Raw genomic sequence first — 12,593 nt, forward strand, 5'->3', positions numbered from 1 at the left:
CAGCTACCCCGCTAATTTTTCATTATTTTTTTTCAATTTCTATTCCCCAATAAGCGGCTTTATATTGTATCTTTTCTATGAGGCCGAAATAAGACCAATTTCTTAAGATCGCCAGTTCGCCTTCGGAAATTTCATTTTTGGATTGTTCAATCAGCACTAATTTTTGAGACTTGTTATTCTTTGCATAATTTACCAAGATTTTTGAATAAGTGTGTAATTTAGTATTGACATAGTTGGCTTCCTTTTTTTCAAAACGATCAATACTTTGCATTTTGCGTTTTCTACCCTTACCTCCTTTATTATACCTTGCTACTTGCATAGCACGCCTCAAAGCTTCCTGTATCTGTTTCTTCTGATAAAAGAACTCGTCTTTAGAGCCGATCAGGTATTTCTTATCATCGTATAAGTTATCTTCATTGTTTGCTGCAATAATAGGATTGTCAATGCCTAGTATAGCATAAGTAACATTATTGGGATTCAATTTTACTTTTTGGGATGGAATATCAATTTTAAGTAGTAAAAAAGTTTTTTTCTCTTCTATTTGTATTGAGTTCCCACACATACGGACTTCTCCGGATAGGCATCTTTCAATCATAATTCGATTATTCGATCTGTCATAACCTAAAAGTGTTCTGAAAGAAATGCCGAAAAGGACGAACTCAAAGTTGTTTATCTCCTCGTTCCACTGTAACCGCCTCATCGATTTTGCCGGAAAAGGAATCGGCAGTGTTCTTTTGTAATTTCTCAAACTACGTTTACCTGTAAAGTATTCACTTTTTTCTTTGTTATAATAATTACTCACATACTGGTTGACTGATGTCCTGATATCTGCAGGAAGTTTGTCAAAAGCTTTTGAAATCTCATAAGTCGAATTTTGATTTGATGTATTTAAAATACCGAATTCATCTTTCTTATGGTCTGCCAATTTTCTTTTTATACCATCTTCCAGATAAAGCATTTGGATAAGCCCATCCTGAATATAACGATGTGTTGCTATTTGGTTAGCCAAACGGTAAGTCATATCCTGCCAACCAAATATTGTACTCCAATGTACTTTCTTTTCTTCGGGAGTACCGATTGGATATATTTGTATTTTTCTTGTGATTATCATATGTTGTTATTCATCTTCCCTTATTGCATCTTGTCTTATACCTATATGATATTCTTTTTCTTTACTCCAATAAGTTACATATTCGATATTATAGCAAATGCCGGAATAATGGTCGCGAACTTTAACTTCATTATCACCGTATCGTTCCTTTTGGTCTTGTAATAATTCTATAATTTCACTAACTTTCATTGCCTATGTCTTTATATTTTCCGTTTTCCAAAATAGCTAAATCCAATAGCATTTTAACTTTTTCTATTGACATCACACAAATTATCTTTTTTTCAGGTAAAACTGAGCATAATACACCAATACAGTTCCCTTCTTCGCTTATAACCGGAGATCCACTTAGCCCTGCCCACTCTTCATAGACTACAATGTCAGGAGTTTCTAATAAATAGAAATCACCAGATTTACAAATATATCTTAGATTCTCTTTAAGGGTATTTTCTGAATGTATTCGAATACCTTTCGTTTCGGCATTTATTTTACCAAATACAAAATACATCATGTTCTCTCGTGGTTCTTCCATCATATCTTCAATAAAACAGAATTTCTGCTCTCCTACATTTATGGTATGCTCTGAAAAAACCACTTCGTCTGTTAAGAACGGATATGTGAAATTAATAGGCTTCATCATACAAACACAAACATCCATTAGTTCGGGTAAATCCTTAGGTTTCATTATATCGTATTTTTCCATATAGAAAAATCCTCCTAAAGGAGTGATAACTGTCGATAAAGGCTGTTCCACTGGTTTCACATTATTAAAGATTGAGATAGTATAATCAACCCAAGTCCTTTTCATTACTTTGGTTTCATTATCATAATCTTCAGGATGGAGATTATGATCTGCAGTAACAAAAAAAGTTTCATCTTTATACCTTATCATAAATCCACACCCAAAATACATCGGTCTTGAACATTCTGTATCACTAGGATGGGTAGACTGTGTAAAATAAGTAGTTTTTACTAATACTTCCGTTAAAGGTATTTGTTTTGATTCTTGTGTACTATTATTCATAATATTATATCTTATTATTTGATATCCCAAATTAATTCGCTTTTTTCGTCTTTTCTTACCGTAAGTTTTTGCCCGTGAGCGAGTTTGTTTCCTACAATCAGTCGGGATATAGGGCGTCTCAAATGGGTGCGGATGGTTCCTGCGATCTGCCTTGCACCATATTTGGGCGTAAACCCTCTTGAAGCGAGCATCTTTCTGGTTTCTTCGTCTATCTCCAGTTCGATACCCTGCTTACTTAAAGCATCCTCAAGGCTACGTAATTGTATGTTGAATATTTTCAACAACATCGTCTCATTGATCGGAGAGAATGGGACAATCTCGGAAAGTCGAGCCAGAAATTCGGGACGGAAATACTGCCCCATTACTTCCATCAGTTGTGTGGTTTCGGGCGTGATTCCTTGATTGAGTTGTTCTGTAAGCCATTGACTTCCTACGTTGGAAGTAAACAAAACGATAGCATTGGAAAAATCACCTTCCTTACCCAACCGGTCGTGAAGCTTCCCTTCATCCATTATTTGAAGAAAGATATCATAAACCGACTGATGCGCCTTTTCTATTTCATCAAAAAGAACCACAGCATAAGGCTGTTGCCGGATTTTGTTTACCAATAATCCACCCTCTTCATAACCCACATATCCCGGAGGTGCTCCATAAAGCAAAGCTGCCGAATGTTCTTCCTTAAACTCCGACATATCGAAGCGGATCATTGCTTTTTCATCATTAAATAAAACCTCCGCGAGTGATTTAGCCAATTCTGTTTTACCCGTACCTGTTGGTCCTAACAAGAAGAATGAGCCTATCGGTTGTCCGGCTTTATTCAGACCGCTTCGTGATTCAAGAATAGCATCCACCAATGACTTTAACGCTCCATCCTGACCTACGACCCTCCTTCTCAATAAATCTTCCATTCCTAACAGACGTTCTTTTTCCTGCGCCTGAACCTTGCCAATCGGAATACCAGTCTTTGAGGATATAATTGCCGCTATTTCATGTGGTTGTATAGCTGTTATTTTCTCTTTTGCGAAGTCCCGCAATACATCCAATGACTTATTTATATAATCAAATAACTTTTGAGAGTCTTCTATTTCCTTTACATCCGTTTCGTCCGTAATAATTCCCAGCAAAATCGGGCTTAACCTGTTCTGCATCGAAAAATGCAAGAAACGTAAATCTTCCAATCTCTCTTCATCCGATTTTTCGACCGCCCCTTCTATATTTGCCAGTTCTTGAGTAAAATGCTGAATATCATCCTTCGCCGTTTCATTCACCATCTTTGTAGCCGACATTGTTCTATCCATCAGATCAATAGCCGAATCGGGCAAACGACGGTCTTTATCGTATCGCTTAGCCATACGAACACATTCTTCTACGGCTTCTTTTGAGATTTCCAGTTTGTGGAATTCTGAATAGCGAGGCAAAACAGAGTGCATCATTAGTATAGCCGAAGCAATATCGGGCTCATTCACTTGCAGTACTTCAAAACGGCGACTGAAAGCATGATCCGGCTCTATTTGCTTGCGATATTCATCGACAGTAGTTGCTCCGATCACTGTCAGATCGCCTTTCGAAAGTTCAGGTTTCAAAATATTAGCTGCTCCCGAATTCCCTTGTTTAGGATCGAGCAGGACATGTATTTCGTCTATGAAAAGAATCGCATTATCAACGCCTCTTATTTCTTTTATAATATTTTTTATACGATCTTCAATCTCTCCTTTATATGTTGCGCCGGCAATCAGAGCTCCTGTATCGAGTTCATAAACCACAGTTCCTGCCAGATATGGTGGTATTTTACCATTTACTATATCGTGTGCAAGTCCGTCAACCAGAGCAGTTTTTCCGACACCGGAATCTCCAATAATCATGACATTCGGCTTGCTGTGCCGTCCGAGTATTTCCATCATCATGCGGGTTTCCTTGTCGCGGCTGACAATACTATGCACTTTCATATCCTGAGCCAATGCCGTTTTATCGACACAGTATTTCATCAGATTCACAAGAGGCATTGCCCCGTTTTCTTCCGATGTGATGAAAGATTGCATTTGGTTTGATACCCCAATGGACGATGCTGTTTGCTTTCCGCTTACATAGAGGTCGAATATTTCGTTTTCCCGCAATGGAAATGATTTTAGCTGATCAGTAGTAAATGCAATGTTAGGACGTGCCAAAGCCGCCAATACACAAATCGGGTTGATTTCCAATAAACCCAGTTTCAGGCGAACATTATCTGCCTCTTCAAACACCATCGAAATTTTGTCGTCAGGTTGTATGTCTGCAACCACTCCTGCTTTTGGAAAGTCTTCGATACGCATTTCAGCCCATTCTTCAAAATATCCGAGATCTTTATCCATACTCAGGACAAAATCGCGAATACCGATTTCCTTATGCAATAAAGCCTTTAATAAGTGCGATGCTCCATAGTTCGCATTATAATATTCACGGGCAATAGACTGTGATATCCTGATTGCCGTTTTGACTGTTTCGTTTAAGTTTATAAAATCCATAATTTAAAGTATCGCCTTTGTATTTATTTAAACTTTGCTTTTTAAGTTTGAGAGTATGAGGGATTTTTATCAATCCCTCTGCTCTCGTTCTGGCAGAAGATAAGATGCCGGTCACAAAACAGGCAACTATCTACTTTTCAAACGGATTATACTCCGTATAAGAATCTCCATATGATTTGAATCTATCATTCAACTTAGTTATTCTATGAGCTTTATTCTATAATTGAAGTTATTTGGAGACCTTTGTTGTAACCTTATGAGCAGGTCTTTAAATACTCCTTTTTGTTTAAAATAATCAATATATTGTCGTTTGGGGGTTACTTGTATCTCCATAACGATAATAATACCTTCTTTCAATTTATGACTGATTATCGCTTTACGGACAACATCTATATTTTCAATGTATCCTCCCAATTCTATTTTACAGAAGCTCAGAATATTGTATTTCGTTAGTATCCGGTTTTTGGAGGTTAGGTAAAAGTTATTTATCGCTTTTAGGCTTTCCATATTGTACAAATTGCGACCACCATTAGTTTCTGTTAGCAACATTACTTCTGCTTTAGTTAGCTCGGGTATCTTGTTAGCCATTAACGTTGTACCTTCTGGTATTCCATTTAATAAATCGGCGTGTGTTGTCCAATAAGAAACATAAATGGAACCAGCATTTTCACATGGTTTTACACTTAGCAAAGCAACCTCAGCCGATTCATTTATTCTATTTAGTTCGATCTTTTTAGTATCATTGTCTTGAATAGAAGACACAGCATTCAAAACATTTATGATCTTATCATTATCTATACCTGTAAATGCTGACCTTTCATCATGTATAATATCTACCAAACGCTCCAGATAGTCTACAATACGAGGATCATCCATATTTTTTCTTTTGGTAGGCAAGACCTCGTATTCACCTTCGATGGATACATAATCCACACAATTATACTCGTTTTCATGTAAGTCTGTAATGGTTTCTATTGTAATAAATTCTTGCAGGATACCAGATGATAAAGAAACAAGTGCCCCAAAGTCTTTTTCTAAAACATCCGTTTCGTTATAATATCTATTAATAACAGGAAAGGCATTTAATGATATTGACATTTTCTCTATGTCAGCCTGAGAGAAATTTGCGGGAAACGTTACAGATAGCCAATATAAAGGGGGTATTGAAGAAGTAATCTCTTTGTCTACGATATCAATTAAATCTTTTGGCAGATTTTCCTTTTCAATATCTTTAATATTTATTTTAGAACTAATTGTTATAAAATGATCTCTATAAAAATCCAATATTTCTTTTTCCTCTTTACTAAGATTGGTATCATTATGGATTGGGAAACCATATGTTGTCTTTAAAGGCTTATTTCCGAAATTCCATTTTAACTCTGTCAGTATATCGTAATATTCGTGATGATCAGGCAAATGTTTAAAATCCAGATAAAAGGCAATATCCTTTAGTGTTTCTATTTCTGTATCAATATCCAAACCAATCCAGACTTTGTTGTATTTTGATCTTTGCGTAGTGGTTCCGACAATCCTTCGGTTACCAGAACTATCCAATTGATGGATGATTTTATCACAAATAATATAATTAATGTTTACTTTATGAAGTATTATATCTGTTACCGGAGTGTATATTACTGATGTTATATCTTTTTCTCGTATATTATCAGGTAATTTCTTTAACAAAAAACCGGCTTTTCTTTCTAATTTGCATATCGATTTATTAGACTCTACTTTCAAAATGGCATGACTTGGCCGTATGTAGTTATACATTCGGGGGGATAGCCGCTTTACTAATTTACAAAGTACGGAATAGTCTATTTCCTCCAGTTTATTATCTAATAAGAATAGTTCATGACTAACCTCCTCTATCATTAATTGCACCAAAGGATTCAAATTATTGAAGTTTTTGGTATTCCAAACCAAATTGGCATAGCGTATTATATCTGTTCGTATGGCTTCTTTACTTTTCATTTTCTGTTTTATGGTAATAACTTCCTGTCCACCCAATAATATATTTCTCCATTCGACTCAAATTGTTCGGCCTTGTCCAGTTCCTTTTTCATTTTCTTGTAATAAGTAACCAAGCCGTCCAGCATTTCGTCCGGGACAACCTTCTTATCTTTGAGGTCTTTTATCCGGATAGCGTTCAGAACATTATTCGATGTAGGACATCCAGTTATTCTATATTGTGCTTCGGCAAGTGTCAGTTGTTTTAGTTTACTGCCTTTTTCTTTACACAATTTGCAATATTTGATAGGTTTCAGTAATGTTTTTGCCAGATGCTTGCGTACTCTCTTTGTACTGGCATATTCTCCGGGACCAACAATTCTTATATAAAATTCTTCTTTCCCTATAATGGTATCGTTTGCCAGAGCTTCGGCTTTTTCTTTTTCCAGTTCCCTGAACAAATCGTCTTCGGGACAGTTGCAGGGTTTACGCTTCTGATCTTCTTTTTTCTTTTGCTGATAAATAAAGTCCACTTCTTTTTCTGACAAGGTGGCAACAAATTCCTTAAGTTCTTTCATTTCCGCTTCCGACAGCATCAGGTGATAATCCTGTACCTTGTTTACTGAATCATTCAGTACAATGATTTTCGATGGCACATACCATCCCGGTGTTTCCTGAACGAAACTGCCTATTAGTTTTTTCTGTGGAATGCGTAGAGTATCTATGCCAAAGTTTTGGACGAAAAGGCTGTCAAATCTAGTCCTGTTGTTCCCAACTGAACGAAAGGCCTTCGACATATATTGAGTTATACTATTATTATCCTGTTTGATTTGTTGAATGATGGTGTCCACATTATTGGTCAGTATTTCCATCGGCAGGGATTCGTTCTTCTGAGGGAAAAACAATGCCCCTTGGCTTATACTGTTTGCAGGAAAGTCCAGGCGATAGCTATTCTTTTGTTCCCCTACCTGTTCATAATAATTTATCCGCTTTATTTGTTCAGGAGATACTAAGATGTTTCGCTTTGTTTTTATCATTCCGTCAGCATAAGAGTTGATCATATCTTCTATGTCGAGAACAAAGTTGTTGTAATCATCACCTTCTCCGGCATACACCTGAAAACCCACTATACGACAATTGTTCTTTAGTATACGATTCGTAAAGGTTGAGTCAATACCTGAATTTGTTAGTCTTTTGTCACCGATTAAAACAATCAGGTTGGTTGCATCCCTGTGTTTATCGAAACACTCCACAGCCTTGCGAAGTGCAGGCCATGAATTGCGGGGTAATTTAATTGCTCGGAGTTTGTCTTTCATGTTGGCCTTGTCCGACAGAAAATTAACAATCTCGGAATAATCCGATGTAAGACCGGTATTTAACGGATGAAAGATCTTGCCTGTTTCGTCAAAGGTCATCACACAATTGAACCGGTAAGTGTAATAGTCATCCGATTGTTCAAACAAGGGTTGAAGATTTTGCAAGGCATTAACTATCTGCGGAAACTGCGATATGGTTTGCTCTCCTCCATCAAAGACAAAAGATATATTGATTTTCTTCAGTCCTTTGGCTATATCCCTGAACTGTTTGTGTGATATTTGATTTCCGTTGACATTGAATATGTAGTTGTTGCTGTAATCAAATACAGGCAAAGCCATACGGGTTCTGAAAGCAACCAGAGAATCTTTAGTTGAATAAGACGATACGGGATTGAATCTGATTGTCTTGTACTGTTCACAAAGCATCCGGCTTACATCCGATATATCTTCCGTAACAGGAATCTCCTCGCTTTTATTTATGAAAAAATGTTTGGTTTCAAGTGGGATGGTTTGCAGGTTAACATGTAGTCCTGTTCCGATATCTTTTATCAGGGAATTATCTACCCAACCCAAAACATCTTCTTTTACAGTTTCAGCTTTGATATAAGGTTTATTTGCAACCAAGGTCATTGTTCCATCTGCTGATTGCTTGAGCTGATAGATAACACTATAAGGGGAAATAGTCCCGGCCTGTGACTTCTGATCTAAATCTTTGTACAATTTCAGAGAATCTACAGCAAAGTATTTTTCCGGCTCGTTAATGGATAAAGTATCGGCAAATACAGCCAGCATCTTGTTTTTCTTTCCACTGTTGATATCCGTTACTGATTGTTGATTTAAGAGTAGTTTAGACTTATGTATCCAGCCGTAATATTCGGCTTTCTTATAATCGAGTTTTCCGTTTTTAAGTATATCCGGTGTATATTTTATCAGTTTCAAATATTCGCCTTTATTTTTGGTGCCAATAACAAGGAATGGGTCAAGGTAATCCACATCTTTGGCTTTGACCTTTCCTCCGCCATTGTTGTAAGTCTGGTTCTCTGTCCTGTCCGAATAAACGATCCACGGCTCTTTATTCAAGTCCGTCTTCGGGGCTTTGGTATCCTCTCCGCAATAGTTCAGGGAATACTCACGGGGAGTTTTTTTTACCCTTGTGAAACGATGTACAGGTCCACAGGAAGAAATAAGTAACAGAACTCCCAACAAGATTGGTATTAGTGGTTTATTTGTAGTTTTGTTCGGCATGTTCATTGCTCTAAGTCTGTTTGGATAACTATCAGTTTGTTGATACAACTTTCTGTTTCTTCAACATCGATCAGTACGTTTTCTATTATTGTTCTTTTTCGTCCGATAATCTTTAATCCCTGACAGTAGGAATAGAAATCATTTTTCTTGTCATTATTCACAATCACCAGTGTGTTGGGATTGTTGCAGAGATAAGTGCTCATTACATAGTTATAGTTCTTATTGAATGGCTTTTGATCTACTATGGCTTGCAGTTTCTCTTTTATATCGTTCCCTATAATAGATGCTACATCAGTTGTATCCGTATCCGAATACTGTGGTATGATATCAATCTGATGTACAACAGGATATTTGGTTTCTTCCGTCCTTAACTGGACAATATACCGTCCCGGTAATTCATACTTGTAGATAGCGTTCTTCTCAATGGCATCGACCTGTCCTGTTTCGCCAAATTCCCAACGCCAGTCTTTTGAATTTCCCACTCCCCGAAATGTGATATATTCTCCTTGCAAGGCTTCTTTTGGGGCATCAATCTTTATCAGGTCTAACGATTCGTCTTTTTTAGGGGAACGGACATTGACAATAAATTTCTTTTCCAGATTTCCATTAACAGTAAGGCGTATCTGGTATTTACCCGTTTCGGGAAAAACATATTCTCCACGCCTGTCTGACGATGTGTCGCCATTACCAAACTCCCAATACCACTTATCCGCTCCTTTAGTGCTGTCAGCATAAGAAACGGGGATTCCCGTCTCTACATCCAAGGGACTAACTGTTGCTTGTATCTCCTTACTGTACATACAGGAACGTACAAGAAAAGTAATGCCAAGAACGAGCGCAATGGCTATAATAATGATATAAACCCGGTGATTCAGTAATTTTTGCATGATCTACTTCTTTGTATTCTTTAGTTCATCTACTTTCTTTTCCAATCCGATCTGGCAGTCTTCTAAATTTTTACTGAAACGGATAATATTTTGCTGCTTGCTCCATAGTTCTTTTTTATCGGCGAACCACATATTGTAAAAGGCTGGTACTTGTGAGAATATCTTATAGCGTCCGTCGTAACTGTTGTCGTCATAGAGCTTTTTAATTTCGGCAAGATAGAACTTGATATCATTCTCTTCGTAGCTGGCATTAATGCCCGGATTAAAGGTCTTGATCTTGTTATAAATAGAATCGACTATCAACATTTGTTCATCCTGTACATTTTGGAAAGCGCGGATGCGGTCCATCTTCGCGATAACAAATTCTTTGCGGGTTTCGCTCTTAGTATCAGTATAGTAAAACAGGCACCAACAGCATATAAATGTCGCTATTCCAAATAAGATAGATACATATACAAAGCCGATAGTTTTTTCCCGTTTATTTTTGGTTATTTTTGTTTTTTTATCCATATCCTACTTTTTTACTGTTATTCCCCCAATGGTTAACTGGCGTGACGCCTGTTTGTTTTCTTCGGTACATTTCAACAAATCGGTTTTTATCATACCTTCTTCTGTTTTGGCTGTTCGGATGGAGTCTTTTACTCCGAGAAAAACATTGACTTCGCTCATCAACTTCTGATAGAGGCGTATGTCACGGCTACTCATATCGTCCATCATGGAAAGAATTTCCTGTTTGCGGCTACTAACCGAACGGAGTAGGTGTATATCGTTCTTATTGGTATTGAACATCATCGTATATTGATAGAGCGAATCAATCCGATTGGCTAAATCTATTTGCTTGACATAGATTTTATCGTATTCTTCAGTTTTCTCTACTATACGGTCTACTTCAATATTGGATGTCCTGATATAACAGAAGTAGATCAATACGCCTGCAAAGACACAGGCGATAAGGTAACCGGAGAATTTCCAGTAACCTTTGGTGATTTCTTTATGGTTTTTGGCACGCATAGGGTTTATCTTGTATTTTTACTTATCTAAATAATCATATCTTAGATTCTGTAACAGTATAATATCCATTTTCAACCTGTTTATCATAATTATCGTACAAATCCCAGTCGGTTTTTGCAAGTTTACTATCCTTATTATCAGTATATTTTAGCATTTCGAGAAATATTTTTTTCCTTCCTGTGTTTTGATATCAGTAGTGTCATATCTAATAATAATTCAAGACGAGAGATTTGCATTTGCGGATTAGTTTCAGCCTTCGCTTCCGCAAATAATTGAATAATTGAAGGCAGATTATAATATAATCTCCTTTGAGCCTCCTTTAAAATACCTTTTTCTTCTTCGCCCATCTAAATCGTATAACACTTATAACGAATACATTATCATACTTCTAAAAACTTATATAAATATATTTATGATAAGCAACCTGTGAATTCTAGTAACCTTGAATGATTTCTTTGTGATATTGTGCTTGCATAGTTATCTTATTTGGATTGATTTCTGACAACAAGTATCTCCAAGTGTAAAATCATAGTCTATATATTCTTGATAATTTGAAGGAGGTAAAAAATATAAAAACTCAATATCATCAATAAATTTACGCATCCAAGGATATTTATTTAATATATTAATACTATCATCTTCATATTTATGATATAGCCATGTTTTATAATTCCCATCTTTAAATTTTATATTAATAAACTCAGCATAATATTCGGGAGGGGAGTATTTGGTGTTTTTATATGCAATATTATCGAATGAAAATTCACAAGATTTGCTATTCAATAAAGAATCGGGTATTAAATGGAACATAGCAGAAACATTTTCATTTGGAAATACATTCAATTCAGATAAATTTTCGGGAAAATCAGATATCCAAAAAGGAATCATTTTTCTAGTTTTATCCGGTTGTTTCACAAATATGCGACTTGGAGTAGCTGACAGGCGGGTAAAACCATCTTTTCGAAGATAAATATACGAGCTATCTGAATCATTAATTCCATAACTCACGTTATTCCTACGTATGTGACCTTTGAGCATATATTCGATATCATTTGCTGTATAATTAGTTGTATCTGATTCAAATTTTTTAGAAAGAATTGGGTATTTTATTGTCAATTTCGGCGGTTTTTCGGTTAAGCCTAACTCTACTTGTTTTTCCCAATTTTTTACATCAATTATTTTTCTATTCTGATGGCGAAAGCCTCCTTCCATAAATCGCCCAACTTCTTTTGTAAAGCGAGGTTGCCCTTTATAATAATACACTTCATATATTGTGTTTGATACTGATTTATTATTTTTACCGCAAAAAGGAATAGTATCAAAGACATAAGCCCTAGCTTTTCGATCCTCAGCGGTATATACAATTTTATACCCTGTAAAGGTTGTATCCCAAGACCGTTCAAATGGATAAAAATTAGTTTCAGTCATATTTTTACGATTCCCTTTATAGACATAAGTATCATGACCATCATAATCATTTACTTTAATATATCTACTGCAGGTTACAGATAATAAAGCAACGATAATTAACCCAATAAGTTTATATATTTTCAT

The 12,593-nt window shown here is 36.2% G+C and carries 11 protein-coding genes; all 11 read right to left on the minus strand.

The features are described 5' to 3' along the window. Positions 1-22 precede the first annotated feature (22 nt). Positions 23-1,111, minus strand: coding sequence for a hypothetical protein (locus M2448_RS14340; protein WP_163305270.1), 1,089 nt, complete (start codon positions 1,109-1,111; stop codon positions 23-25). 6 nt (positions 1,112-1,117) lie between these two features. Continuing rightward, positions 1,118-1,300, minus strand: coding sequence for a hypothetical protein (locus M2448_RS14345; RefSeq protein ID WP_163305268.1), 183 nt, complete (start codon positions 1,298-1,300; stop codon positions 1,118-1,120). Further along, complete coding sequence (locus tag M2448_RS14350) at positions 1,290-2,132, minus strand: hypothetical protein (RefSeq protein WP_163305266.1); 843 nt, start codon at positions 2,130-2,132, stop codon at positions 1,290-1,292. Before M2448_RS14350 ends, M2448_RS14345 begins: the two co-directional genes overlap by 11 nt. Positions 2,133-2,146: 14 nt before the next feature. Continuing rightward, positions 2,147-4,633, minus strand: a complete 2,487-nt coding sequence (locus tag M2448_RS14355; protein WP_163305264.1) for an ATP-dependent Clp protease ATP-binding subunit — start codon at positions 4,631-4,633, stop codon at positions 2,147-2,149. Between the two features lie 198 nt (positions 4,634-4,831). Continuing rightward, entirely contained in the window at positions 4,832-6,604 is a 1,773-nt protein-coding gene (locus M2448_RS14360) for a type VI secretion system baseplate subunit TssF (RefSeq protein ID WP_163305262.1), read from the minus strand. Between the two features lie 8 nt (positions 6,605-6,612). Then, positions 6,613-9,141, minus strand: coding sequence for a type VI secretion system protein TssR domain-containing protein (tssR, locus tag M2448_RS14365; protein WP_280646987.1), 2,529 nt, complete (start codon positions 9,139-9,141; stop codon positions 6,613-6,615). A gap of 2 nt (positions 9,142-9,143) precedes the next feature. Then, on the minus strand, positions 9,144-10,028 hold the full coding sequence (locus M2448_RS14370; RefSeq protein WP_163305258.1) for a PKD domain-containing protein: 885 nt from the start codon (positions 10,026-10,028) through the stop codon (positions 9,144-9,146). 3 nt (positions 10,029-10,031) lie between these two features. Beyond that, positions 10,032-10,538 (minus strand): type VI secretion system transmembrane protein TssO, encoded by a 507-nt coding sequence (locus tag M2448_RS14375; RefSeq protein ID WP_163305256.1) that lies wholly within the window; start codon positions 10,536-10,538, stop codon positions 10,032-10,034. Between the two features lie 3 nt (positions 10,539-10,541). After that, positions 10,542-11,039, minus strand: coding sequence for a type VI secretion system TssO (tssO, locus tag M2448_RS14380; protein WP_163305254.1), 498 nt, complete (start codon positions 11,037-11,039; stop codon positions 10,542-10,544). Between the two features lie 137 nt (positions 11,040-11,176). Further along, positions 11,177-11,386, minus strand: a complete 210-nt coding sequence (locus tag M2448_RS14385; protein WP_163305252.1) for a hypothetical protein — start codon at positions 11,384-11,386, stop codon at positions 11,177-11,179. Positions 11,387-11,516: 130 nt separating this feature from the next. Then, a complete protein-coding gene (locus M2448_RS14390; RefSeq protein ID WP_163305250.1) occupies positions 11,517-12,593 on the minus strand; it encodes a hypothetical protein in 1,077 nt (358 codons plus the stop codon).

Source organism: Dysgonomonas sp. PF1-14, assembly GCF_029892965.1.
Lineage (GTDB): Bacteria > Bacteroidota > Bacteroidia > Bacteroidales > Dysgonomonadaceae > Dysgonomonas.